Source organism: Spirosoma montaniterrae, from assembly GCF_001988955.1.
Taxonomy (GTDB): Bacteria; Bacteroidota; Bacteroidia; order Cytophagales; family Spirosomataceae; genus Spirosoma; species Spirosoma montaniterrae.
Genome location: NZ_CP014263.1, coordinates 1,532,394 through 1,557,666 on the forward strand (window position 1 = coordinate 1,532,394; position 25,273 = coordinate 1,557,666).

General features: G+C 52.5%; 30 protein-coding genes. 10 read left to right on the forward strand and 20 right to left on the reverse strand.

Annotation, left to right across the window (positions count from 1 at the left end):
- The first annotated feature begins 184 nt into the window (after nt 1–184).
- The 3 genes from trpF (at nt 185) to AWR27_RS06700 (ending at nt 2,424) form a co-directional block, all read left to right on the forward strand.
- Nucleotides 185–805, forward strand: a complete 621-nt coding sequence (gene trpF, locus AWR27_RS06690) for a phosphoribosylanthranilate isomerase (protein WP_077130476.1) — start codon at nt 185–187, stop codon at nt 803–805.
- 126 nt (nt 806–931) lie between these two features.
- Complete coding sequence (locus AWR27_RS06695) at nt 932–1,387, forward strand: PspC domain-containing protein (RefSeq protein WP_077130477.1); 456 nt, start codon at nt 932–934, stop codon at nt 1,385–1,387.
- 2 nt (nt 1,388–1,389) lie between these two features.
- Complete coding sequence (locus AWR27_RS06700) at nt 1,390–2,424, forward strand: LiaI-LiaF-like domain-containing protein (RefSeq protein ID WP_077130478.1); 1,035 nt, start codon at nt 1,390–1,392, stop codon at nt 2,422–2,424.
- Nucleotides 2,425–2,550: 126 nt separating this feature from the next.
- Here AWR27_RS06700 and AWR27_RS06705 read toward each other — a convergent pair whose 3' ends face one another.
- From AWR27_RS06705 to AWR27_RS06760, 12 genes are all read right to left on the reverse strand, one after another.
- Nucleotides 2,551–2,985, reverse strand: a complete 435-nt coding sequence (locus AWR27_RS06705; protein WP_077130479.1) for a Spy/CpxP family protein refolding chaperone — start codon at nt 2,983–2,985, stop codon at nt 2,551–2,553.
- 30 nt (nt 2,986–3,015) lie between these two features.
- Nucleotides 3,016–3,480, reverse strand: a complete 465-nt coding sequence (locus AWR27_RS06710; protein ID WP_077130480.1) for a hypothetical protein — start codon at nt 3,478–3,480, stop codon at nt 3,016–3,018.
- 84 nt (nt 3,481–3,564) lie between these two features.
- Nucleotides 3,565–4,137: an RNA polymerase sigma factor gene (locus AWR27_RS06715; RefSeq protein WP_077130481.1), complete on the reverse strand. Its 573-nt coding sequence runs from the start codon at nt 4,135–4,137 to the stop codon at nt 3,565–3,567.
- Nucleotides 4,138–4,170: 33 nt separating this feature from the next.
- On the reverse strand, nt 4,171–5,124 hold the full coding sequence (locus AWR27_RS06720) for a transketolase family protein (RefSeq protein WP_077130482.1): 954 nt from the start codon (nt 5,122–5,124) through the stop codon (nt 4,171–4,173).
- Between the two features lie 30 nt (nt 5,125–5,154).
- Nucleotides 5,155–5,715: a hypothetical protein gene (locus AWR27_RS06725; RefSeq protein ID WP_083732770.1), complete on the reverse strand. Its 561-nt coding sequence runs from the start codon at nt 5,713–5,715 to the stop codon at nt 5,155–5,157.
- Nucleotides 5,716–5,717: 2 nt separating this feature from the next.
- Nucleotides 5,718–6,713 (reverse strand): AAA family ATPase, encoded by a 996-nt coding sequence (locus tag AWR27_RS06730; RefSeq protein WP_077130484.1) that lies wholly within the window; start codon nt 6,711–6,713, stop codon nt 5,718–5,720.
- Between the two features lie 119 nt (nt 6,714–6,832).
- On the reverse strand, nt 6,833–7,690 hold the full coding sequence (locus AWR27_RS06735; protein WP_077130485.1) for a transketolase: 858 nt from the start codon (nt 7,688–7,690) through the stop codon (nt 6,833–6,835).
- Between the two features lie 83 nt (nt 7,691–7,773).
- Nucleotides 7,774–8,223 (reverse strand): thioredoxin-dependent thiol peroxidase, encoded by a 450-nt coding sequence (gene bcp / locus AWR27_RS06740; RefSeq protein ID WP_077133844.1) that lies wholly within the window; start codon nt 8,221–8,223, stop codon nt 7,774–7,776.
- A 23-nt stretch (nt 8,224–8,246) separates the two neighbouring features.
- Complete coding sequence (locus AWR27_RS06745) at nt 8,247–10,160, reverse strand: M23 family metallopeptidase (RefSeq protein ID WP_157579316.1); 1,914 nt, start codon at nt 10,158–10,160, stop codon at nt 8,247–8,249.
- Nucleotides 10,161–10,312: 152 nt separating this feature from the next.
- Entirely contained in the window at nt 10,313–10,570 is a 258-nt protein-coding gene (locus tag AWR27_RS06750) for a Txe/YoeB family addiction module toxin (RefSeq protein ID WP_077130486.1), read from the reverse strand.
- The gene (locus AWR27_RS06755; RefSeq protein WP_077130487.1) at nt 10,563–10,814 is read right to left on the reverse strand and encodes a type II toxin-antitoxin system Phd/YefM family antitoxin; all 252 of its coding nucleotides are present in this window, start codon (nt 10,812–10,814) and stop codon (nt 10,563–10,565) included. The genes AWR27_RS06750 and AWR27_RS06755 overlap by 8 nt, the downstream gene beginning before the upstream one ends.
- 60 nt (nt 10,815–10,874) lie before the next feature.
- Nucleotides 10,875–11,486: a fumarylacetoacetate hydrolase family protein gene (locus AWR27_RS06760; protein WP_077130488.1), complete on the reverse strand. Its 612-nt coding sequence runs from the start codon at nt 11,484–11,486 to the stop codon at nt 10,875–10,877.
- Nucleotides 11,487–11,626: 140 nt separating this feature from the next.
- Here AWR27_RS06760 and AWR27_RS06765 point away from each other — a divergent pair, with 140 nt between their 5' ends.
- On the forward strand, nt 11,627–12,436 hold the full coding sequence (locus tag AWR27_RS06765; RefSeq protein ID WP_077130489.1) for a M48 family metallopeptidase: 810 nt from the start codon (nt 11,627–11,629) through the stop codon (nt 12,434–12,436).
- Between the two features lie 81 nt (nt 12,437–12,517).
- Here AWR27_RS06765 and AWR27_RS06770 read toward each other — a convergent pair whose 3' ends face one another.
- Together AWR27_RS06770 and arr are read right to left on the reverse strand one after the other, a co-directional pair.
- Nucleotides 12,518–12,808, reverse strand: coding sequence for a hypothetical protein (locus AWR27_RS06770; protein ID WP_077130490.1), 291 nt, complete (start codon nt 12,806–12,808; stop codon nt 12,518–12,520).
- A 174-nt stretch (nt 12,809–12,982) separates the two neighbouring features.
- Complete coding sequence (gene arr, locus AWR27_RS06775; RefSeq protein WP_077133846.1) at nt 12,983–13,429, reverse strand: NAD(+)--rifampin ADP-ribosyltransferase; 447 nt, start codon at nt 13,427–13,429, stop codon at nt 12,983–12,985.
- A gap of 124 nt (nt 13,430–13,553) precedes the next feature.
- Between arr and AWR27_RS06780 the strand changes: the two genes are divergently transcribed.
- From AWR27_RS06780 to AWR27_RS06805, 6 genes are all read left to right on the forward strand, one after another.
- A complete protein-coding gene (locus tag AWR27_RS06780; RefSeq protein ID WP_077130491.1) occupies nt 13,554–14,675 on the forward strand; it encodes a vWA domain-containing protein in 1,122 nt (373 codons plus the stop codon).
- 115 nt (nt 14,676–14,790) lie between these two features.
- Complete coding sequence (gene purL / locus AWR27_RS06785; protein ID WP_077130492.1) at nt 14,791–17,046, forward strand: phosphoribosylformylglycinamidine synthase subunit PurL; 2,256 nt, start codon at nt 14,791–14,793, stop codon at nt 17,044–17,046.
- Between the two features lie 2 nt (nt 17,047–17,048).
- A complete protein-coding gene (locus AWR27_RS06790) occupies nt 17,049–17,963 on the forward strand; it encodes an Rpn family recombination-promoting nuclease/putative transposase (protein ID WP_077130493.1) in 915 nt (304 codons plus the stop codon).
- 50 nt (nt 17,964–18,013) lie between these two features.
- Nucleotides 18,014–18,814, forward strand: coding sequence for an inositol monophosphatase family protein (locus AWR27_RS06795; protein WP_077130494.1), 801 nt, complete (start codon nt 18,014–18,016; stop codon nt 18,812–18,814).
- A gap of 127 nt (nt 18,815–18,941) precedes the next feature.
- Nucleotides 18,942–19,478 (forward strand): YfiT family bacillithiol transferase, encoded by a 537-nt coding sequence (locus AWR27_RS06800; RefSeq protein WP_077130495.1) that lies wholly within the window; start codon nt 18,942–18,944, stop codon nt 19,476–19,478.
- Nucleotides 19,479–19,496: 18 nt separating this feature from the next.
- Entirely contained in the window at nt 19,497–19,640 is a 144-nt protein-coding gene (locus tag AWR27_RS06805) for a FeoB-associated Cys-rich membrane protein (RefSeq protein WP_077130496.1), read from the forward strand.
- Between the two features lie 12 nt (nt 19,641–19,652).
- Here the strand turns inward: AWR27_RS06805 and AWR27_RS06810 are convergent, their stop codons facing one another.
- The 6 genes from AWR27_RS06810 to AWR27_RS06835 form a co-directional block, all read right to left on the reverse strand.
- Nucleotides 19,653–20,087 carry a nuclear transport factor 2 family protein gene (locus AWR27_RS06810; protein WP_077130497.1) on the reverse strand — a complete coding sequence of 145 codons (435 nt, stop codon included), beginning with the start codon at nt 20,085–20,087 and terminating at the stop codon, nt 19,653–19,655.
- A 12-nt stretch (nt 20,088–20,099) separates the two neighbouring features.
- Nucleotides 20,100–21,431, reverse strand: coding sequence for a four-carbon acid sugar kinase family protein (locus tag AWR27_RS06815; RefSeq protein ID WP_077130498.1), 1,332 nt, complete (start codon nt 21,429–21,431; stop codon nt 20,100–20,102).
- Complete coding sequence (locus AWR27_RS06820; RefSeq protein ID WP_077130499.1) at nt 21,428–22,087, reverse strand: aspartate/glutamate racemase family protein; 660 nt, start codon at nt 22,085–22,087, stop codon at nt 21,428–21,430. The genes AWR27_RS06815 and AWR27_RS06820 overlap by 4 nt, the downstream gene beginning before the upstream one ends.
- A gap of 4 nt (nt 22,088–22,091) precedes the next feature.
- A complete protein-coding gene (locus AWR27_RS06825; RefSeq protein ID WP_077130500.1) occupies nt 22,092–23,414 on the reverse strand; it encodes a GntP family permease in 1,323 nt (440 codons plus the stop codon).
- A 15-nt stretch (nt 23,415–23,429) separates the two neighbouring features.
- A complete protein-coding gene (locus tag AWR27_RS06830; RefSeq protein ID WP_077130501.1) occupies nt 23,430–23,648 on the reverse strand; it encodes a hypothetical protein in 219 nt (72 codons plus the stop codon).
- 180 nt (nt 23,649–23,828) lie between these two features.
- Nucleotides 23,829–25,262: a RagB/SusD family nutrient uptake outer membrane protein gene (locus AWR27_RS06835; RefSeq protein WP_077130502.1), complete on the reverse strand. Its 1,434-nt coding sequence runs from the start codon at nt 25,260–25,262 to the stop codon at nt 23,829–23,831.
- Nucleotides 25,263–25,273 lie beyond the last annotated feature (11 nt).

The following is a 25,273-nucleotide window of genomic DNA, read 5'->3' on the forward strand; positions in this document are numbered from 1 at the left end:
CTCCGATTGATGGTTGCGGTAAACATACCCAATATGAACGCAACATCTGAAACGCTGAATTTGGTTTCCGGGCGACGCAACGGTTTTTCACGTGTATCACGAATGCCATTATTCTAAGTAATGGCATTCGTGATACACTTTTGTACCTTCGCCCCATAAATGGTTAACTGCTCATTCGTCAAAGATGGCTCTGAAAACACTCGTTAAAGTTTCTAACGTTACCAATTTAAGCGATGCCCGCTACTGCGCCGGGATGGGCGTCGATATGCTCGGCTTTTCGATGGATGCCGACGCGCCAGACTACGTCGAACCTGGAAAATTTGCCGAAATCCGGTCGTGGGTGGCGGGTGTGCAGATTGTGGGCGAAACCCGCAGTACGGACCCCGATCAAATCGAACAATTACTTGAAACCTACCAACCCGATTGGTTGCAGGTCGATGAAGCGGCTCTGTTACCGTATCTGCACACCTTCGGGAAGTCGCTTATTCTTCGCATCGATCTGGCGCAACTGACGCTCGACCAACTCGAAACACTCGTTCAAACCAGTGCCGCCGGAGCCGATTACGTGCTATTGGAGAGCGATGCAGCCGTTCATCTCGATCCTGACCTGAAAGCGACCCTGAACCGCGTTGCCAGCCGGTCTTCGATTCTGCTCGGTTCGGGTATTTCTGCCGATGGCGTTCATAACCTGCTGGCCGAACTACCCCTACGCGGCATTGCGCTGCGTGGTGGTGATGAAGAACGCCCCGGCAACAAAGAGTTCGGAGAACTTATGGATATTCTGGAATCACTTGAAGAAGATTAAGTACTTTGTATTACCTACTATCATTGAAAACATACTTCTATCCATAGCCGCGTCCATTTGTCTAAATCTGCTTCCGCAGGTTGTGGCTGGCTCCTACGTTTGTTACGGTTTTAGACACAAAAAGCCATGAACAAACGATTAGAACGCATCTCCGATGAAGCCATCCTGGGGGGCGTATGTGCGGGCTTAGCCCACTATTTTGGCCTGAATCGCACTGTGGTGCGACTCCTTTTTCTGATTGGTATTCCGCTGCCCGGTTTTCCGGCATTCCTGATTTACATTATCTTGTGGATCGTGATGCCAAAGCAGCCGCAGGGCGCATCGGTCAATTCCTTAACCTTCTATGCAAACCCCGTTTTTTCTATGAATCCCTACAATCCAAATCAACCCGCTCCCCGCGACCGGAGCATTATTGGCGGTGCCGTGCTCATCATTCTGGGCGTACTGTTTCTGCTCGACCGCTACTTAGACATCGATTTCGGCGATCTGTGGCCGTTTGTCCTCATCGCCATCGGTCTGTGGCTGATTTTCAAAGACCGCATCAAAACGCCTTACGACTCCAATGATAACAACCCGCTCTAACTATGCAACGACGTAACGGACTCTTTTGGGGGCTGTTTCTCCTGACGCTCGGCGTACTATTTCTGGCACGCCGGGCCGGGTGGCTCGACGTAGACTGGCATTCGTTGGTCAACCTGTGGCCGGTGCTTCTCATCCTGGCTGGTATCAATGTCATTCTCGAACGGCAGGGTAGCCCGGCGGCCTTTGTGACCACGGTAATGCTGGCCGTAGCTGTTCCTACAACACTCTTTGGCTTCTTATCCCGTGACCGAGACCATGGCCGGTATGGATGGAATTGGCACGACCGCGACGATGAACGCGACGATGAAAATGAGGAGTCGGAAGACGAAACGGACGGTGAAGACAACGAAGACGCCTATCGGTCGGAGCGCGAAAATCGCGATGAAGAGCCGAAAACAGTGCAAACCAACACGTTTGTGGAATCGATGGATGCCACAACGAACGAGGCCGTACTGAAACTGGCAGGTGGAGCAGGTCGATTCATTTTCAGTGAGCCTACTACCGAGTTGATCAAAGCCGAAACAAAGAACAACATCGGTGCTTACTCCATGACGGTCGACCGCGATGCCACAACCCGCGTTCCGACGATTGACCTGAAACCGACGGAAGAAAAGCAGGAGATTGATCTGGAAAATGGTAAGATCGAAAACCGGGTCGAGGTGCATCTGAATGCCAAACCTATCTGGCAGATGGACATCGCCATTGGAGCCGGTCAGGGCGACCTGGATTTAAGTGCTTATGCCGTAAAACAACTCAAAGTAGAAGCCGGAGCTGCCGACATTGACCTGAAGTTGGGCAACAAAGTGGATCAGGCCGATGTGAAACTCAATGTCGGTGCTGCTTCGGTTACGGTTCGAGTGCCTAAAGACATAGGTTGTCTGGTCAAGAAAGACGGTGCGCTGAACCTGACGCAGTTAGACGATTTTACCGACGCGGGTGGGGGCGAATTCACCAGTCCCGGTTATGCATCGGCCACAAAAAAAATAACGATACGCTTCGACGGGGGCGTATCGCGGTTCAAAGTGGTGCGGTATTAACCCGGATTCGTCGGATTCTACTGACCGACTATGATTTGTTAGATTTTGCTGCCGAAGGCAGCGATTCAGCCAAAATCATAGTCGGTCAGCAAAATCCGATGAATCAGACCGGGCTGGCGTTCCAGTTTAGTTTTGCCGGTTCAACTGATTGATGAGCATTTTATTGAATACCTGCTCTGTCTTGTTGAGCTCGGCCAATTGCGCCGGGGTGATAACCTTGAGAAAACGGTCCATATACTCCTGATCGAGGTCAGCCAATTTCTGTTTGGTTGCGTTGAGTTCGCGCAGGCCATTCCGTAGCTGATCGTCGGAGAGGTTGGTGCGCGAGGGTTCGTTGGTTAACTGCCGAACGCGCCGGTTCAAATCCTGTTTGCGGGCATTGTATTCATTATAAACAGCCCAGAATTGCGGAGCCTGATCGGTGGTCAGGTTAAGCCGATTCGTAATCAATCCTATTTTAGCGGCTTCAATCTTCTGGCGTCCGCCCGGTTCACCCTGCGCATTGGCTGCGTGGGTAGTCAGCGTCAGCATAAGCAAAAAGCCAATCCATACGTGTCTCATTGTATGATATAGTAAGCAGACTGTGCTGTCTTAAGATTCTTGATTCTGTGTTTCAGGTGCGGTTTGGGCATCAATATGCTGCTGAATATCAGTTGGTTCTACATTCAGATAATCAATGCCATCGGTCTCATCATTGAGCGACGAGTGCAGTTGCTGACTTTCCATCAACTGATCAGGATCAACGCCCTGTTCTTCCAGATAAGCTGTAATGGTGGCGTTGCTCACACCCGCCAATGTCTCGCCGGGCAGCGACTCCTGCCGTTCGGGCAGCGTTTGCCAGACCAGTACGGCAATCAAACCTGCCCCCGCCAGCGTTGCCGCCGTGCGCTGCCACGACCAGCTAATGCTAAACGCAGGCTTGGGCCTGCGCATCGCACGGGCCTGAATTTGTGCGGGCAGAGCATCAAAATAACCCTCCGGTGCGCTAAACGGCTGTTGCCGAAGCGGGTGTTCGGGAGGCAATTCGTCGAGCCGGATGTAGTTTTTTTCGTTCATTTTCTTTGATGTGTACAAATTACACGATTCACCGCCCACGTTTGGGCCATTTCGTTGGTTTGACAGGCCCAGCTACGTCCAGGTTTAATCTGTAGTATCAGTTTTATTCAGGAAATCCTCAATTTTCTTGACCGCCAGGTGGTACGACGCTTTCAGCGCACCCACCGACGTACCCGTAATATCGGCAATTTCCTCATACTTCATATCATCAAAGTACTTCATGTTGAACACCAATCGCTGCTTATCAGGCAGTTTGAGCAGCGCCTTCTGCAGCTTCAGTTCAATACGTTCGCCACTCAATTCGCCACCTGAAGTCACAAAGTCGGAATTGCTTTCTAATTTCTCCATCAGTTCGCCCTCCACATCGCCGATAGGCAGGAAAAACCGTCTTCGCTTTTTATTGAGGAAGTTCAGGCATTCGTTGGTGGCAATCCGATAAATCCAGGTGTACAACTGACTGTCGCCCCGAAACTGTTCCAGGCTGTTCCAGACTTTAATAAACGTCTCCTGCACCAGGTCATTGGCATCGTCGTGGTCGATTACCATCTTTCGTACATGCCAATAAATTTTCTGCTGGTACTGTCGCACCAGCAGATTAAAGGCGTAGTTACGGCTCGATGGATCGCGGTATTTGGCGAGGAGTTCTTCGTCAGTCATTTTTTCTTTGTGGAGACGCAAGATATTGCGTCTCTACTTCCGGGCCATTACTTTTTTCACCTGCTGAACAATTTTGTCGGCGGTGAGGCCATATTTCTGCATCAGTTGGTCGGGGGTTCCGCTTTCGCCGAACGTGTCGTGAACGCCGACATATTCGAGCGGGGCAGGGTAGTTGCGGGCCAGCACCTGCGCCACGCTGTCGCCCAGGCCGTTGTTCAGCATATGCTCTTCTGCCGACACGGCACAACCCGTTTTCTTCACCGATGCCAGAATGGCTTCTTCATCTAACGGTTTTATCGTGTGAATGTTGATAATATCAGCTTCAATGCCCTGCTCGCTCAGGATTTCGCCTGCTTTAATGGCTTCCCAGACTAAATGCCCGGTGCAAAAAATCGATACATCTTTTCCTTCGTTTACGGTCCAGGCTTTGCCAATCTCAAATTTCTGATCGGCGGGCGTAAACACCGGAATCACGGGCCGGCCAAAGCGCAGATACACTGGTCCAACGTGTTCGGCGATAGCGAGGGTAGCCGCTTTGGTTTGGTTATAGTCGCAGGGGTTGATGACCGTCATGTTAGGCAGTGCCTTCATCATGCCGAGGTCTTCCAGAATTTGGTGCGTAGCTCCATCTTCACCCAGCGTCAGGCCCGCGTGACTGGCGCAGATTTTCACGTTTTTGTTCGAGTACGCCACCGATTGCCGAATCTGATCGTAGACGCGCCCCGTGCCGAAGTTGGCAAACGTAGTGGCGAACGGAATTTTGCCGCCGATGGTCAGCCCCGCCGATACGCCAATCATGTTGGCTTCGGCAATGCCGCACTGCACAAAGCGGTCGGGGTTTTCTTTGATAAACGTTTCGAGTTTGAGCGACCCCGCCAAATCGGCGGTCAGCGCAATCACGTTGGGGTTCGAGCGGCCCAGTTCGGCGATACCCGCGCCAAAGCCCGAGCGTGTGTCTTTTTTGTCGGTGTATTCGTACTTTTTCATGGTCTGTATGGGCGCAGGGTTCGCGCCCTGTTAGTTCGCCGAAGCGAGGGTTTGCAATTTAGTGAGAAAATACCGTGCCGAAGGGCAATTGGGGTGTTTGGCGGCTGCTTCGATGCTAAAACCGTATTTAAGCATTCGGCGTGCTAACATAGGTTTGGTGCCAACGCCCCGGCCCGTTTTGTTCAAAAAGATTTGTTTGATCGTTTCAAAAGGCTGCTCTTCCTTTTCAGGATGATCGAAGTAAACAGGCGCACCGATTAAATCTGTCAATACGTCGCTATCCGCCAAAAACCAGGCTTCAATTTCTTTGACGGCTACAACCACAACCTGATTGGAAAAGTCCTGTATGCGCTGCTTTGTTTTCGTGATGCAGGCATCTTTATCTAAATCAGTGAGTATAACAATGAGCGAAGCCCCTGCTGAGAATAGCTTATTACGCTTTTCTTCAATAGTATGCGGTAATAAATTTCCGTTGCCTTTGGCATCTTCAACCGGCCCAACACACCGGATGCCATTACGGATCAAGAATTGCTGGAAAGCACTCGATTCAATAATTTTTCGTTCGGTGTCGCCTTCGCAGATAAAGCCCATTTTTACCACGCCAGCCCACCTCCGAGGGAGTTGGTTAGCCAGGCTTCGTCGGCCCGCATACCGTGGAAATCTTCACCTTTAAACTGCCTGACCTGCGTGGCTCCGTCTTTCTTCTCAACGATAACCAATTCCTCTGCCCGAACCCGCGATACCATCGACTGCGAATGTGTATTGAGCCAGATGTAATGCCCACGTTCTTCGCACATAATGCGAAAAAAATCGACCAATTCACGCGCCACCTGCGGATGCAAGCCATTCTCCGGCTCTTCAATACACAAAAATTGTGGCTGATCGTCGCTTTGATAAACTGCCGTAAGCAAGGCCAAGATGTTATACGTGCCGTCGGAAATGAGGTCTTTAGTGAAGTAGTCGGCTGATGAATTTTCAAACCAATGCAATTCGTTCCGGTCGTCCACTTCAATCGCTTTGAAGCCGGGGACGAACAGTTCGAGCCACTCGAATATTTCGGTACGAATCGTCTCGTTGGAGAGTATGCGTTTTAGAACTTTTTCGAGGTTGTAAGCTGACAATGATAACTTTTGATTGTCGTTTAAAGGGAATTTAACTAAACGTTCATTTTTTATAAAAACTCTACTAAAATTATTTTCAAACATATGAATGGAGGGATTAAATATCTGAGTGGAAGAATCAGAAAGTAGCCGATTTCTATTGTCTTCAAGATCAGAAGAGTAAGATATTGTCTGTTTAGGAAAGAACGTATAGTATTCAGATAAGCGAATGAAATCAAAATCAATTTCAAAATAAGCTGGTTTATCTTTAACAGTTTTTCTTGAAAGGGATTCTGAGCCGCCAAATAAACTTCCCACTATTTCATGGAAACGTATACGAGTTAAAGCGTTCATAAACTCCAGCCCCTCGAAAATATTCGACTTGCCCGACCCGTTGGGGCCGACAAAGACCGTGAACGGATTCGGCTCAATAAGCTCGATCCGTTCAATGGACTTGAAATTTTCGATGACTAACCGGTTGATTTTCATTCGTTGGCATGTGTGTAGAGACGCAAGATGTTGCGTCTCCTGACCGGATGGCTTTTTACACCATCTAAACGATTGCTGACGCACAGGAGACGCAACATCTTGCGTCTCTACACAAAATATTAATAATCCGTAACTCCTACCGATAGGGGCAGGCCGTTGAGGGCTTGTTGCAGTTGGTCGGCGTTGGGGGCGGTGCCGTGCCATTTATAGTTGCCCACCATGTACTCAACGCCGAAGCCCATTTCGGTGTGCATCAGAATTAATGTTGGCACGTCGGGGTCTTCCTGTGATTTGCGGAGCGTCCGAATCACGTCGGCCATGTCGTTGCCTTCCATCTCGTCGATGTGCCAGCCGAAAGCGCGGTATTTGGCGGCCAAATCGCGGTTGTCGTTCACGTTCTGCGTCGTGCCGTCGATTTGCGCGTGGTTCAGGTCGATGATTGCCGTCAGGTTGCCGAGTTTTTTGTTGGGTGCAAACTGAGCCGCTTCCCAGATTTGACCTTCCTGCTGTTCACCGTCGCCCATGAGCACGTACACATGTTTATCGTCGCCGTTCAGTTTTTTAGCGTAGGCCGCACCAGCCGCTACCGACAAGCCCTGCCCCAGCGAACCCGATGCAATGCGAACGCCCGGAATATGTTCGGCAGTGGCGGGGTGGCCCTGCAACCGGCTGTCGAGCTTACGGAACGTAGCCAATTCTTCGATGGGGAAGTAGCCCGCCCGCGCCAGCACCGAATAGAAAACGGGCGAGATGTGGCCGTTCGACAAGAAGAACAGGTCTTCGTCGTGGCCGTCCATATCAAAAATGGGTGTGCCACTTTCGTCGCGTTTCAACCGCATGATGTCGAAATAAAGGGCGACCATAAAGTCGGTGCAGCCGAGCGAGCCGCCGGGGTGTCCTGAGTTAACAGCCGCAACCATGCGGAGAATGTCGCGCCGAACGGCGGTAGCAATACCTTCGAGTTGTTGGAGTTCCATAGTTATTGAATGATGAGTGATGAACGATGAGTGATGAGTAGCTTACGCACAAATACTCATCACTCATCGTTCATCACTCATCATTATTTTAAAATTTGTTCTGCGTGTTTTTTTGTGTCGACTTTACCGATGATGTTGGTGATGATACCGTTTTCATCAATCAAAAACGTTGTCCGAACCGTACCCATGTATTTGCGGCCATACATCGATTTTTCCTGCCAGACGCCGTAAGCTTCCACTACCTGCTTGTCGGTATCGGCTACGAGCGTGAACGGTAGACTGTACTTATTGATAAACTTCTGATGCGACGATTGGTTATCGACGCTTACGCCCAGCACCTCGTAGCCAGCCGCCCGCAGGTCGGCATAATTGTCGCGCAGGCTACACGCCTGGGCCGTACAGCCCGAGGTGTCGTCTTTTGGATAAAAGTACAGGACTACTTTTTTACCCCGATAATCGGACAGCCGAACTGGATTACCGGTCTGGTTGGTGCTGGTAAAATCGGGAGCGGGGTCGCCTATGTTTAAAGCCATTTTTTCGGACATTGAATAAAATATTAACGTCTTTTTCGCTTTCGTGCCGGTGCCTTCTTCCGAACGGGCGGGCGGGGTGTTTCTACAGTTGTGCTGTCGGAACCGATGTTGCCGCAACGGTCTTTAACCTGCACCAGCACTTCAGCCCCGTTTTCAAAATCAACGGCGGGGTCGAGCTTATCCGACCAAAGCAACGCCCGCTTATAATCATACTGCATCAGTACCCACTCGCCGTTGACCAACGCCCGAAAATCGGCAATGCCCGACAAATCATCGCGGATTCGGGCCGAAATTCCTTTCGGGGTTGCGCCCAAAATTTCAACTCTGGGCGGGGTGGCGTCGGTCATGAGCCGGAACTGACCCAATGTGCGGGTTTTAAATTCAATGCGCCCGTTGCGCCATGTGCCACCCAGAAAACTTTCTCGCCCGCCACTTGTCCAGTAGGCTTTGGTGCGGGCCGTGTCGATGGCAATTGGGTAGTTGGGAGCATACTGAATCGTTAGGGCATCGTTGAGTGGAATGGTTGACTGATTAATCTCCAGCCCACCTCCCGGCAGCGGTCTAACGGCCAGATGGAGTGTATCGAACACCGTTTTTGGGCCGAAATCCAGCCGGGTATTCCCATCAACGAGCGTTTCGGCCCGGCCCGGTATAATTCGTTTTTTAAAGAACGTTCGGACAACGCTCCGGCCAAACTGCACCGAATCGGGCAATGTCCGGCGCAAATCTATAAGATAAAGGGCTACATTAGTGCGCACATAACTAACCGGCTGCTCGGTTACGGTGCGTCCGCTAATCAGTTTTGCCACGGGCGGGTTGGTCAGCGATACATGCTTGACGCTGATTTTCAGTACGTTCTCGTCAGTTGTAATCGTAGCTGATGGGTCGCTGACCGGTTCGGTTTCGGGAATCTCTTCATCGACTGTCTGTAACTGAACCGAGTCGGGCCGGGCTGTAGCTGTAGCAGCAGGTTCGGGCAGCAGCGTAAACGTGAGTCGGGTGGCATGTTCATAGGCGTCGTACAGCGTCAGCGTAACTTCGTGTGGCTGCCCGTCTAAGAGTGGCAACCGGCCTCGGTAGGCTGCGTTGCTTTGCAGCTTGTAGAGATTCAGAATATTACCATCGGCGATGTAGGCGCGGTGATAGCGTTGCCCGGTTATCTGCTCCACTTCGTAGTTCTCGTGTACGTTCATGAACCGCGTTTGTTCGTGCGGAAAACTGTTCATGTTATACGCGAATACCTCTTGTCCGTCGAGCCTGATTTCCAAGCAACTAATGCCGTTCCGATAAGGCGAGCCGCTGGTTTTATCATAGGCCAGTACCTCCAGCCCAATCAGGCCCGACGCCGTGATGGGTTGCGAAATCACGTAGCTGCCATCGGCCCGGCGCGTGGGTGCGTAGCTGACGCGCTGATACTCGCCGTTAATGCGTGACGTGGGCGTCATGGTCTTCAGCGCAACCCGCTCGAAATAGGGCGGCACGTCGTCGCGGATTTCTGAAAAGCCGTAGAGCAGTGGATTAATCAGGTTGTCTCGTGCATCACGAATCTCGAAGTGCAGGTGCGGCCCACCCGACCCCCCCGTATTGCCCGATGCCGCGATGATGTCGCCCCGTTTTACCGGAAACTGACCCGGTGCGGGCCGTAAATCGATCTCAAACGTTTTGCGGTCGTACTGTTGCTGACGGAGGTAGGTGCCGAGGGAATCGTTGAGGTTGCGCAGGTGGCCGTATACGGTGGTCATTCCGTTGGGATGCCTGATAAACAGCACGTTGCCGTAGCCACCCGTGAATACGGCAATGCGTGAGATGTACCCATCAGCAGCAGCGTACACGTCCAGCCCCTCGCGTCCGCCCGTCCGAATGTCTAAGCCAGCATGGAAGTGATTCGTCCGCAAATCGCCTAACCCGCCCGACAGCGAGTTGGCCGCGCCGGGCATAATTGGAAACAGAAAGTAGCCTTCCTGAATTGTGCCGGGCTGAATGTAGCCGGTTTGTGCGGTGTGCTCAACTGGCGAAGTGGTTTGCCCACAGGCAAAATGCCAGCCCAAAAGTAAAATGACAAAAAAGCTACGCTTGTTCAACGGTGCAGTTAATAATGGTATTTGCAGGCCAGTACAATAATGTGCTCGTCTGTGACTTCATAAACTAATCGATGCTCCTGTGTAATTCTCCTCGACCAGCAACCGCGCAGGTTGTATTTTAGCGGTTCAGGCTTACCTATACCGCTAAATGGCGTTTCTGTAGCATCGTCTATTAAGTCAATAATTTTCTTCACGATTTTAAGGTCAATCCGGGTCCATTCAGTGAACTCTTCCCAGGCTTCGGGCGTAAAAACTGGCCTACGCATCGGCTGACGATTGACGGTAAGCACTTAGGTCAGGAGCGACAAAATTGCCGCGCCGGGCATTCTCAAGCGACTGTAGTAATCGCTCACGGTTCGCGGGCGATTGCAGGAGATAATCTGTTTCGTCTATCTCGTCATCGACCACGATGGTTACTCGTTGTTGCTGAGTCCCTTTAAATAGAGCTTTTAGCTGATCAATCAATCCGCTATTTAACTCATCTAAGTTTAATTGAATCGTATGTCTCATAAGAGTTGCATTGTATGACAGGTAACGAAGATTCCACTGCTTTGGGTTCTTTCATCAACGCTACTTCACGTCGATCTCCAGCATTTTTCGGTCTTCGATGTAAGCTGCCAGCCGGTCGCCGATTTGCACGGGGCTAACGCCTTTGGGAGTGCCCGTAAACAACACGTCGCCCTGTTGCAACATGAAGTAGCGCGACACGAATGAGATCAGGTAGTCGATTTTAAACAGCATCAGGCTGGTATTGCCCTGCTGCCGGGTTTCGCCGTTGACTTCCAGCCGGAAATTCAGATTGTGTAAATCGGCAAAATCGGTTTTAGGCACGAAGCCCGACATCGGGGCCGAACTGTTGAAACTCTTTGCCAACTCCCACGGCAAGCCCTTTGCTTTCAGCTTGCTCTGCACGTCGCGGGCCGTGAAGTCGATGCCAACACCGATTTCATCGTAGTATTTGTGGGCAAACTTCTCGTCGATGTTTTTGCCTACGCGGTTGATTTTTACCAGAATCTCGACCTCGTGGTGCACGTCCTGCGAAAAGTCGGGGTAGAAAAACGGCTCGTTTCGTAACGGAATGGCCGTTTCGGGTTTCAGAAAAATAACCGGGTCGTCGGGTTGTTCGTTGTTCAGTTCCCGAATATGATCGACGTAGTTGCGACCAACGCAAATAATTTTCATGTCTTCTGTAAACAAAACTGGCGTCTGCAAATCTAAGCACTAAAGCCGCTTCGACCGTGCTAAGCTGGAAAATTTGAACAAATCTGTAACGTTATCGGTCTAAGTACGTCGAAGTACTCAACTAACATTACATTCACAAGATGAAGAGAATCCTCACAGCAACGCTATTTGTTGCGTTGATAATTGGCTGTCAGAAAGTCCCCCTGACAGGGCGCAATCAATTAACGGTTGTTCCCAACAGCACATTATTGCCACTAAGCTTTCAGAATTATCAGCAGGTACTCGACACCAGCCGAGTGGTTCGGGGTGGGGCACAGGCCGAGATGGTACAGCGCGTAGGTGGTCGGCTCCGGCAAGCTATGGAACAGTACATGACATCCAACGGCTACGGCGACCGGCTGAGCGGCTACCAATGGGAGTTTGCCCTTATTGAGAGTCCGCAGATCAACGCCTGGTGTATGCCTGGCGGCAAAGTGGCTTTCTATACGGGCATTCTGCCGTACACGCAAAACGAAGCCGGAGCGGCTGCCGTAATGGGCCACGAAATTTCGCACGCTATTGCCGAGCATGGCCGCGAACGTATGAGCGAAGGGGTTATTGCCAATGGCCTCCTATCGGGGGGGCAGTTGGTGCTGGGTACGCTCTCGACACCGCAGCGGCAACAAACCAATATGCTGTTGTTGCAAGCTGCCGGCGTAGCGTATCAGTTTGGGCGGCAACTGCCCCACAGCCGGGCACAGGAATCGGAAGCCGACAAATTAGGTTTGATTTTTATGGCGATGGCGGGCTACGACCCGCAGGAAGCCGTTAGTTTCTGGGGGCGTATGGCGCAGGCCGGAGGAGGCCGCAAACCACCTGAATTTCTCTCGACGCACCCATCTGACCAACGCCGTATTGCTGACCTGAAGAAGCAACTACCCGAAGCCATGAAATACTACCGGCGCGGATAAGGCACACTGTTTTATCTGTTGAGCCTATCGTTCTGTATAGAACGATAGGCTCATTGGTTATATCCCGTATCGTCGTCAAATTCAACTCCCGGCAAAGGGCGATCCGAAGAGACCAACGGCCAGTTCTACCCAAACCAGGAACAGAGCCGCCAGCAGCATCGCGCAGAGCGCAATCCGATGCGTGGTTTTATTGACTTTTCTCAGAATAAGTTCGCCCGTGAGACCGGTGCCGAGAAGCAGGGTGCCAGCAATAATGAAATCAGAAAGTGTCCAGTTTACTTCGTCTGTTAATTGCATTGCGAAAAACGGTACCGACAAAAGGAAGGCTACCGTAAGCAAAATGCCGATCAGTCGTTGATTTTTAGTGACCATGAGGAGTTTGTTTTGATTGCGATTCAAATTTATGAAAGTACTTTGTATTTCAAAGTGAATTGATTGAGTTTTTATTTATTACCCAACGTTTGTGTCCCCGCCTTGTTGACTGACGAGTAGTTAGACGCCAAGCCATCCTCTGAACCCGCTGATTATCAAATTAAACCGACTGAATTAATCGTTTAGCGAGTCAATGCCCTGTTCTTTAAGTTGTTCAAGATGTTCTTTCATTGTTTTAACTTGCTCGGGCGGGTGCCCTTGCCAACTCGTCACTTCTCCGACAACTTTAAACGGATGGGTTGACCGATACGATTTTGTTGGGTTACCTGGGAATTTTTTATCTGTCAAATCAGGGTCATCTTCAATGGCTCCTATTGGTTCTACTAAATAGATTTTTTCTCGTCCGTCTCCGAAGGCAAGTTCAGCACCCCAGATAGCGGCATCCAATGTTGCTGTTAGAAAAATATATTTCGCATTTTTTCTTTGTCCGTAGTTCGAGTTGAAACCAACGTCGATCAGGTCGCCAACCATAAGGTCTGCTTTTGTTCCGTGAAAATATGTCTGAGCGAAAGGAGTTGCCCCTTGTCTGGCTGATTTGAGTTCGTCTTTGTTTTGTTTCATTGTCGAGGTATACGTTTGATTGCTGCGTGGTTCAGTGAGTTTCTTCTGTGTGCTGACTTTAATAACCATCGCAGGCAATAGTGTTGTTTACCGAAAAGAGACCCTAAAATAACCCGTTCTACCCATGATCCTCCGCCGAACTTCGCTTTCGCACAATATCGTGGCGTTTTGCCGGTTTCTGCGGGCTAATGGGCTGGGCGTGGGGCCCGACGAAGAGGCAACGGCCCTGCTCGCGCTGGCGCAGGTCGATCTGGCCGACCGCGAGGGGTTTCGGCTGGCGTTGCGAACGGCCCTGTGCCGGCAGGTGCGCGACCTCGAACCGTTCGACCGGCTGTTTGCGCAATACTGGAAAGAACTCGAAACGGCGGTCGACGCCAAAACCAAAGACGACCCCAATAAACGGCAGCAACAGAAACCCAAACCCGGCCCCGATTTCAATCAACTCAAGTCGTGGCTGTATGGAAATAAACCCAGCGAAGAAACCGAGATTACGACCTACTCGACGCTCGAAAGCGTAAGTCGGCAGGATTTCTCGCTGGTATCTGCTGATGACCTGGCCGAGGTAATGCAGCGCATCCGCGAACTGTCGCTGACGATGGCCCGACGTGCCAACCGACGCTACCGCAAAACCCACGCCCCGCGCCGGTTCGATCTGCCCCGTACACTCCGCAAAAACCTCCGGCGCGGGGGCGAAATTCTTGACATTGCCTACCGTAAACCGCGCAAAAATCACCTCAACGTAGTCGTGCTGGCCGATGTTAGTCAGTCAATGAGTCTCTACAGCACGTTCCTGATCCAGTTTCTGTATGCTTTCCAGACGGTGTACCGGCGTATCGAAACGTTTGTGTTCAGCACGCACCTGCACCGCGTAACGCCCGCGCTCAGAAACCAACCATTTGGTGAAGCACTGCACGAACTGTCGGCCAATGCCACAGGATGGGGGGGCGGCACCCGCATCGGAGCATCGCTGCGGCAGTTTACCGACGAGTACCTAAACCTTGTTGACCGCCACACGGTAGTCATTATTCTGAGCGATGGCTGGGATACCGGCGACGTAGCGGTGCTGGCCGAAAGCCTGGCGCATATTAAAGCTAAAGCCCGTAAACTGGTCTGGCTCAATCCGTTGGCGGGTAATCCTGCGTTCAGGCCAACCGTGTCGGGCATGGAAGCTGCGTTGCCGTTTCTCGATGGTTTCGCCCCCGTACACAACGTTGAAAGCCTACGAACGCTGGAGAAGTGGCTATGAAGCTGTAGCTTTGCAAGGCATTTATTGACTGGTTGACTGATTGAGTGATTGACTGGTGCGCTTAGGCCAAATTCAATCAGTCAATCAGTCAACCAGTCAATCACTCAATAACCGAATGGACGCTACCGAATCCCTCCCCACGCTTGATACCGCCCGCAAACTGGGCCTGCTTCCCGACGAGTTTGACCGCATTCAGGAAATTTTAGGTCGTCGGCCCAACTTTACCGAACTGAGCATTTTCTCGGTGATGTGGTCGGAACACTGCTCGTACAAAAACTCGATTGTCTGGCTCAAAACCTTGCCCCGCGATGGTGACCGGATGCTGGCGAAGGCGGGCGAAGAAAACGCCGGATTGGTCGATATTGGCGATGGACTGGCTTGCTCATTCAAAATAGAATCACACAACCACCCGTCGGCACTCGAACCTTATCAGGGCGCGGCAACGGGTGTAGGCGGCATCAACCGCGATATTTTTACGATGGGTGCCCGGCCTATTGCCCAACTGAACTCGCTGCGGTTTGGCGATTTGACACTGGCAAAAACCAAGCGGCTGCTGCGGGGCGTGGTAAAAGGCATTGGCGATTATGGTAACGCCTTCGGTATTCCGACCGTTGGGGGCGAGTTGTATTTCGATGACTGCTACAACACCAATCCGCTCGTAAACGCCTTTTCGGCGGGTATCGTAAAAGTTGGAAACGTAGCGAAGGCTACAAGCTACGGCGTTGGTAATCCGGTGTTTATCGTTGGGTCGGCAACGGGAAAAGACGGCATTCACGGAGCTACGTTTGCGTCGGAGGATATTTCAGCAGCCTCGACCGACAAGTTGCCCGCCGTGCAGGTCGGCGATCCGTTCATGGAAAAACTCCTGCTCGAAGCTACGCTCGAAATCATCGCAACGGGCTATGTAATTGGTATTCAGGACATGGGCGCGGCTGGTATCATCTGCTCGACTTCGGAGATGAGCGCGAAAGGTGAGCATGGCATGGTAATCGACCTCGACAAAGTGCCAACGCGCCAGCCCAACATGCAGCCGTTCGAGATTCTGCTGTCGGAGTCGCAGGAGCGGATGCTGGTAGTGATTGAAAAAGGTAAAGAACACATCATTCAGCAGATTTTTGACAAGTGGGACCTCAACTGCGCCCAGATTGGTGAGGTAACGGCCCCCGGCCCCGACGGTATTGGCCGACTGCATTTTTACCGCTACGGCGAGTTGGTGGCCGACGTGCCTGCCCACGATCTCGTGCTGGGTGGTGGTGCGCCCCAATATCACCGCGAGTACCGCGAACCGGCTTATATCAAAGAGTTCTCAACATTCGACATCGCCGACGTTGACGACCTCGACACCGATGAACTGCCCGACGTAGCGCGGCACCTCCTGAGCCACCCGAATATCTGTTCGCGCAGATGGGTGTATGAGCAATACGACTCGATGGTTGGCACGGCCAACCGCAGCACCAACGCGCCATCCGACGCGGCAGTAGTGCGCATCAAAACCCCCGAAACGGGCCTGAGCAACAAATCGATTGTCATTACGGTCGACTGCAACAGTCGCTACGTAAACGCCAATCCGCGCCGGGGGGCTATGATTGCTGTAGCCGAAGCGGCCCGCAATATCGTCTGTAGCGGGGGCGAACCGCTGGCCGTCACCAACAACCTGAACTTTGGCAACCCCTACGTACCGGAAGTCTACTGGCATTTTGTGGAAGCCGTGCAGGGCATGGGCGAAGCCTGTCGCCGGTTCAGCACGCCAGTTACGGGCGGCAACGTCAGCTTTTATAACCAAAGCTCCGACGACGGACCGGTGTTCCCAACGCCCACTATCGGTATGCTTGGTCTGATGGACGACCCCAGCCACCAGATGACGCTCAACTTTAAAAACGAAGGCGATGTTATTTTCTTAGTCGGCCCGTCGGCCAACGACATTGCTTCGTCGGAGTATCTGTATTCGTACCGGGGCATCAAGGCTTCGCCCGCGCCTGTGTTCGATTTTGGCGATGAGTGGCAGGTGCAGGAAGGCATCAAAACCATGATTCGGAATGGCTGGCTGCAATCGGCGCACGACGTTTCGGACGGAGGTTTGTTCGTTACACTGGCCGAGTCGGCGATGGCGGGCGGCACAGGGTTTTCAATCCAGACAGATGACCGGTACAGAACCGATGCGTTTTTGTTCGGCGAAAGCCAGAGCCGTGTCGTGATTTCGGTAGCACCGGAGTTCGTAAACGAAGTGGAAAGCTACCTGACCGAAGGCACGCCATTCGTTAAACTCGGCACCGTTACGACCCACGACTTCGTCGTGGATGGCACTGCCGTGCTGACCACCGCTGAGGCCAAAAATCTGTACGACAACGCCTTAGGTCGAATTATGGCGTAAGTATGGCGGAAAATATTCACGACAAGTTTTTCAAAGAAAACTTTTCACGTCATGATATTGCGCTGGCATTTGTGGAAGAGGTGTTTCCTGCTTCATTGCTCAAAAAGCTAAAACTGGAAACATTTGCCTTAAGTAACGCATCATACGTTGATACAACGCTGGAAGAGTATTTCGCCGATATTGTTTATTCGTGTCGGTATGACGATGAACAATCGCTTGAAATAGCAATTTTGTTCGAGCATAAAAGCTATAAGGAAACATACCCGCATTTTCAACTGCTGCGTTATTTACTCAACAGTTGGGAACAGGCCCGCAAACAAAATCAGTTGCCAACGTTGCTGATTCCGATAATTATTTATCATGGCAAAGCTCGTTGGAACTATGAACCCTTGCGATCTTATTTTGGCGTGGTGGATGACAACCTGAGTCGGTTTGTGCCAGATTTTGAGTATTTGCTGTTTGATATTTCCCGCCATACTGATGATGAGATACTCGGTTTCAGAAATCGATTTCTGGCTACTTCATTATTTCTGATGAAACACAGGGAAAATGAGCAGCGATTGCTGGCTCAACGGGATCGACTATTTGTCTGGCTGGAAGATATATCAGACCTGCAAACCGGAAGCAACTACTTGCAGGCAACCCTTGTTTATCTATTCAGAAATCTTGATTTTAGAACCAAAGAGTTTTATCAACAACTATTTTCAACGCCACGTAATAGTCAGAAAGCCATGAGTACGTATGATTATCTCATAGAAGAAGGTCGTAAAGAGGGCCGGTTGGAAGTTGTGGTTGCTTTTCTCAAAATGGCTTACCAGCAGGGCATCGACATAACGAAGTTCCTGAATCAGGACTACGGCTTGCCAAAAGAACAGGTACAGGTAGTTGTTGACAAGATTAAAAAAGGACAATTATAGTAGTTATTAACCGTTTACGAGTACCTCGAACTGGAAGAAAAGTCCGACGCATGACCCACGATTTAGCCCAGCTTACCGACAGTATCTGCACCATTGCCCGCCATGCCGGGGCGTTTCTGATGGCCGAACGCGCCAAATTTCAGCGCGACGCCATCGAATACAAAGGGCTGAACAACTTAGTTTCTTACGTCGATAAAGAAACCGAAAAACAGTTGGTAGCCCGCCTGCACGACCTGCTGCCTGAAGCCGGGTTTATTACCGAAGAAGGCACCACCGGCACCACTGCCGACCAAACGGCCCTGAACTGGATCATCGACCCACTCGACGGTACGGCCAACTTCATTCACGGCCTGCCCGTATTCTCGGTTAGTATCGGGCTGGCGCAGGGCAAAACGCCCATTGCCGGCGTGGTGTATGACCCCAACCGCGACGAATGTTTTTCGGCCTGGCAGAACGGGGGAGCGTATTGCAACGGACAGAAAATCAGCGTATCACCCGCGCAGTTGCTGGGCGAGAGCCTTATTGCAACGGGTTTTCCGTATTATAAATTCGAGGAAATGTCGGTCTATCTGCGTATTCTGGAAGACCTCATGCAGCGAACGCACGGCCTGCGTCGGTTAGGGTCGGCGGCTATCGATCTGGCGTATGTGGCCGCCGGGCGTTTCGAGGCTTTTTACGAATATAACCTTAACTCGTGGGATATGGCGGCTGGCGTGTTGCTCGTGCGTGAAGCCGGTGGTATCGTCACTGACTTCGAGGGTGGCAACGAGTTTCTGTTCCGGGGCGACGTAATTGCCGGTTGTGGAATGCAACCCGAACTGCTGGCAGCTATTCAGGAATTTTGGATATAAATGGGTTGTTACATAGCGGTTGTTACACAGAGATACACAGAGGTAAAGGAGACACGCAGAGGTCTCCATGAGACTCTTTTTACTCCGTGTATCTCTGTGTAACAACCACTGTGTACAATCTATCATCATGCAAAATATCGACGCCCTCCGTTATCCCATTGGCGAATTTGTTTACGGCCAGTCGTATACACCCGAACAAACCGAGCAGCACGTCGCAGCCATTGCCAGTTTTCCGATAAAACTAACTGAACTCGCAGGTAAATGGGGTGATGACCGGCTCGACACGCCCTACCGACCCGACGGCTGGACGGTGCGGCAGTTGGTGCACCATATCGCCGACAGCCACATGAACGGCTATATCCGCACCAAACTGGCCTTAACCGAAACAAATCCAACCATCAAACCCTACGAAGAAGGTGACTGGGCGAAACTGCCCGATTCGTTGCTCGACATTGCTCTATCATTAGTCATTCTGCGGAATCTGCACCAACGCTGGGCCACTGTGCTGGGTTCTCTTTCTGAAAATGAGTTGCAACGTACCTTCTTTCATCCGGGTAGTCAGGTCACGTACACGCTTGCCGAACAGGTTGCCCATTACGCGTGGCACGGCGAACACCACTACCAGCATATCTACCGACTGGCGCAACGGAACGGATGGGCCTGAAAAAATTGTTCGGTGTTTATGCAGCAGCTCATTATTTTTCTCGCTTTCCTGGCCGCGCTGGTTTACTTAGGCAACCGGGCCTATCGCAGCTTTGTCAAAAAAGAAGCGGGCTGCGGCAAAAATTGTGGCTGTACAACCGATACCAAACTGCGGCACTTATGATAAGTGTCCAGGTCATGGTAGCTTAAACGATTGCCACGTCACCATCTGCCAGCCGCCCTTGCGTTTCACCCACACGTCGGTGTAGCGCAGGTGCAGGTCGTTGGGGTTGCCATCCTTGTCTTTGCGATAATATATGCAGACGGCGTTGATAATGGCCGTGTTCTCGTAGAGTCGCACCTTCGATTCTTCGATTTTAATATCGTCGTAGTTGCGCTTTCCGTCTTTGATGCCCTGAATAAACGAGGCTTTAGTATCGATTTCGCCGTTAGAATGCTGGTAATACAGATCGTCGCCGATGAGTTTGTCGAGCGTGGGGTAGTCTTTTTTTACCTGGGCGGCAAAGCGGGCTTTTTCGGCGTTCATTACCTCAGTTTCAGCGGCAGACGATTGAGCACGCGCCGTCAGCAGGGTACTGACCAGCGCAAGGCTAATGAAAAGGAATTTCATGTGTATAGAGGTTCAATGGGTGAGTTCCTGCCAGATAGACGATAAATCGGATGGTTGCCCCGTATTTCCGGGGAAAATAATGTAAGGTAGCTGCGGAAACCGGCTTTCTGCGTCTGTCAGCACAACGGGGATGCTGGGCCGTATCTGCCCCAGAATCAGGGCCTGTTTCATACCTAAACCCTGCGTGGCAACGTCGCTGGAGGTAATGCCTCCTTTGGCAATGACAGCACGTGGACGTACCGGAAACGCCTGCACAACGGCCATAAGCGCGCCGGATACCCGCCGGGAAAATGCCAGCGCGTCGGTGGCAGACGCATCGGTACCCTGCACCTGCCGACTGGTAAACAGCACCGGCTGGTGCCCTGCTATTACTGCATCCTGCATCTGCCGGATGGCTTCGGCCACTACGCTCGTGGCGTCGGTTTGCAGCTTAGTTACGTTCAGTTCGATAGCTTTGGTGCCGGGTCGCGCCAGTAACTCACTCAGTTGCCGGGTGGTGTTGGCCGTATGCGACCCCACCACTGTTAGCACAGGGCCATTGGTCAGGTACGGGGTCAGATCGGCGCGGGTAAGCAGCGGGCGGTCTGGAATCTGGGCGTAGGCTTTGACAAACGCGGCTGCGGTGCGAAACACAAATCGTTTGCCCCGCGCTTCGGCCTGCCGAATGGCCTCGGCAGCTATAGCCAGGTGGTCGTAGGTAACACCGTTGACTACCAGCGGTTGCCCATTTTCCAGTGTTAGCAACGTAGACAGACAGGCGGCTACGTTGCTGGCTTCGAGCCAGGCAAGCGGCAGGCTACGTACCGTCTCGGCGGGTACGCGCCCGCCCGTTTTTTCGGCCACATACGCGCTCAGGTCGGCACTACGGTAGCCGAATGTTGCATCGCGGGCGAACTCCGTGTCGGCAACGGGCCGGAGCGTACCGTCGGACTGACGGATGTAGTGAACGTTCTCCTCCGTCTGCCGACCGGCTTCGGGCAACACAAAGCACAAAATCACGCCATCGATTAATTGCCCGGCATCGGCTTCCAGCACCTGCCGAATCGTGTCGGGTTCAGCCGGGAAATGACCCCGCAACGACGAATCGCTGCGGCTGATGACCCGAAAATCGCGGCCTGTTATCTGGCTTTCGGCAAGGGCCAACTGCATAATTTGCCGGGTAATATCGATGGCTTCGGCCTCGGGCAGCGAGCGGCTATTGGTCTGAATAAAAGCGAGTTGATCACGGTCAAAGAGTGTTTGCATTACGGCTGCCGACCAACCGTAATATACCCACACGTCGTGAACGGTCTGGATGCCTGTTGGGTCGTCGTCAAGAACCAGCATCAGCGGATGGTGCATCATGTCGTCAGAATTTCCCGCAGCCGCTCGATACCCGAACGCGGGCTGGTCAGCACGGGTGTTGAAATATGGGTCAGTTCATCGAGCAGTAAAACCATGCTGCCCTGTGCCAGCACAATCACGTCCACTGAATCGGCTATGTTTTCGATGGCTTCGCGCACGAGTCGATTGTGTTTGGTCCGGTCTTTTTCCTTCATCAGCACATCCAATGCCCCATCAACCAGCACCGGCACCACGTCGATGATTTTCCCGGCGCGGTGGGCGGCATCCTCAACCAGTGCCACGCTGGGTTTCATGGTAGAGGCCACCGTGGCCACTACCGCAACCCGGCTTCCGAGCAACACGGCCTGTTCGGCCATTGCCAGATCAACCGGCACGAGCGGAATATGAATGGTTTTAGCGGCTTCAACGGCAGCTTCGCGCACCGACGAGCATTGGTTCAGAATTACATCGGCACCCCAATCTTCGGCCTGCTGCACATAGGCGGTCATGCGCCGGATAATGCCGGGCGTGATGCCATTGTGGGCCATTGCTTCGGGCAGTAGACTGTCGTCTACGATGTTACGAACTTCGGTGCCGGGCAGCAACTCCCGGCAGAGGTCGTTCAGCGTCTCGACCGAGACGAAACTGGTATGGAGAATAGTGACTTTTTTTGTCATGGCCTTACAACCAATCGATAAGCAGCACAACCGCAAATCCTACTACGCCCGCAATAGTGCTGGTTAATGTCCAGGCCCGGAGCATCTGCGGTACGGTCAGGCCCGAAAATCGCGCGACAACCCAGAAGCCCGAATCGTTGGGAAATGAGCAACACATACTGCCGCAACAGATTGCCAGCCCGACGGTGAGCGCGTTGGCACCGGCGGGGGCGATCATGGGGGCCAGCAGCGAGGCCGTTGTAACAGCCGCCACCGTAGCCGACCCCTGAGCCGCCCGCAGAATGGCCGTGAGCAGAAACCCCAGCCACAGCAGCGAGAGGTGCAGGGCCGAGAGTGTCTGCACCAGCGCGTCGGCAATACCCGACCCGTTGATGATGGCACCGAATGAGCCGCCCGCGCCCACAATCAGAATCAGCAGCCCGGCATTGGCTCCGCCTTCGGCCACTAATTCCTCAAACGATTTCCGGCGATAGCGGGCCAGCAGCCACCCCGCCACCGCAACCCCCAGGAGCATAGCCACGTTTTTATCACCCACAAACGCCAGCACCGGACGGGCCGGGTGGGTGGCGGGCAGCAACTCGGCGGTGAGACTCCCAATCAAAATCAGCAGAATCGGTAGCAAGAGCAGCAGCAACGACAACCCACCCGGAGGCACGGGTCGCCCGTCGGCTTCGGTAACGGGTGTTTTACCCGATGCTTCAGCAATCTGCATAAACGCCTGCCTGCCAAATCGTTGTGCCGCTATTAATCCAACCAGTGCGGGCGGCAGGGCCACCAGCAGACTCCAGCCAATAAAAGAGCCGGGGGCCAGACTCAGCGTTCCCATTACGGCCAGCGGGCCGGGCGTGGGCGGCACTAAGCAGTGGGTAGCAATGCCCGCAATGGTTAAGGCCGTTACGAGTGTTACCAGCGGCAGGCGGGTGGTTCGGGTAAGGTCGCGCAGCAGGGGCATAAACACGATAAAGGCTGCGTTGAGAAATACCGGAATACAGACTAAATAGCCCGTCAGGTTCATGGCGAGCGGAGCACGTTTGGCACCAACCGTTCGCAGCAGCAGGGCCGCAATCTGTTCGGTGGCGCGGGCATCGGCCAGCAAATTGCCCAGCACAATGCCCAGCCCAATCACCAGCCCGATACTGCCCAGCGTTTGCCCAAAACCGTCGCCGATGAGTTTGGCTACCTGCGGCAGGGGCAAACCGGTTGCCAGTCCCGTTAACAGCCCAACGCCCGGCAACACTAAGAATGGGTTGATTTTGAGCCGGATAATGGCAAACAGCAAGCTGGCAATAGCCACCAGAAACACAACCAGCAGATAGGTAGTTGACATAAAAGTTTTTATAACTTACTTCAGTGGGTTCTCAAACCAGACTATGCTGAATACGGATTCGTTTTTACCACCAACGGGCCGGTAATGTTCTTCAACGTTACCAACAATATCCATATCACCGTCGCGGTCTATGTCTGAGAAGAGGCAGTGATCCCACTTTTCGCCTACCCACTCGAAGCCGTCGCCGGGATTCAACGAGTTGGCAATCAGATACTGGTTATTGGGGTGGTGCATTATCCACGGCTTCGGGGTCTTTATCAACCGGGCCGGTCATGAACGCAAACATAGCGGCAAAGATGATAGTAAGAAGTAGGTGCGTCATTAGATTATTCATCATGTCTATGAGTTAAGAATAACAAGCCCTCAAGCCTAACAGGTTGCGGCTTATCATATATACTCATTTACAATGCACTATTAATAGCCCGGATTCTGCTGGATACGCTCGCGGTTGACGTCAATTTGGCTTTGTGGGATAGCAACCACCAAATTATTACTCGATAGTGTGCCTCGGATGCCTATGGCCTGCGCTTTGGCCTGCAAAACGGGCAGGGCGCGACCCGTGCGTACCAGATCGAACCAGCGGTGTCCTTCGAAAGCTAACTCCCAGCGTCGTTCGTTTTCTAAGGCGAGCCGCATATCGGCCTGTGTCGTTATTGACCGTTCGGCCAACCCGGCCCTACGCCGAATGCGGTTTAGTAGCGGAAGGGCGGTGGCTGTTTGCCCCTGCTCGTTCAGGCTCTCAGCATACATCAATAGTACGTCGGCGTAGCGAAGCACAGGCCAGTTGTCTTCCGAATCATATTTGACAATCGGCGGGTCGGTGTATTTACGAATGAAGTTATAGGCAATACGCGCCCCGGATGCGTTCACAAAGCTCGTCGCCAGCGATAGATCCCGGCGAAGATCGCCCGGTTCGTAGCTGTTGATGAGGTCGGTGCTGGGCTGGTTGTTGCCGTCGCCCCCAAACTGAATTACGGCGTTGCCGGAGTTTTCGGGCGCGTAGGAACTGGCAAACGGGCTACCTTCGCCCAGATTGCCTTTTCGGTACTGTACGTCAAAAATCGACTCACGATGATTTTTGTTTGAGGGCCGGAATACGTCGGCGTAGGTCGCCACCAGGTCGTATGTACCGGCATCGATTACCTCTTTTAGCTTGGTCGCTGCGGGCGCGTATTTGCGCTGAGTCAGCAATACCTTGCCCAGCAAGGCTCTGGCAGCACCACGGGTGGCCCGGCCCACGTTTGCGCCGGTGTACGACACAGGCAACACGGCCTCAGCCTCGGTGAGGTCTTTTTCGATCTGGGCATAGACTTCCGTAACGGCGTTCCGACCATATTGATAGCCTTCCTGCGGGTCAACGATTTCCTTTATCACCAGCGGCACGTCGCCGAATACCCGCACGAGGTTGAAATACATTAAGGCCCGCAAAAACTTGGCTTCGGCCACGATGCGGCCTTTTAGCGTTTCGTCCATCTGAATAGCCGAACTCCGGTCAATCACGGCGTTGGTGCGGTAAATGCCCCGGTATCCATCGGCCCAGCGAGTACTCAAAAACGGGTTGGTGGTACGCAAATAAAACTTGTCGAATTCGTCCTGGTCAGTTACCGATCCCGACAGGACAGGGACCGTATCGTCGGACGGAATTTCAGCCACCACGTAGTACTGACCGTACTGCCCGTTGAACTGAAGGGCACCGTAGGCTCCGTTGAGGGCATTGAGCAGGTCCGATGCGCTGCGGTAGAACGTAGCTGTGCTGGCTTGCGAGAGTGGTGCCAGTTCGATGAACGTTTCGCGGCAGGCCGTCAGGCTTAGGCACAGACCGAGTGTGAGTATGAGTTTGCGGTTCATAGTCTGTTTTG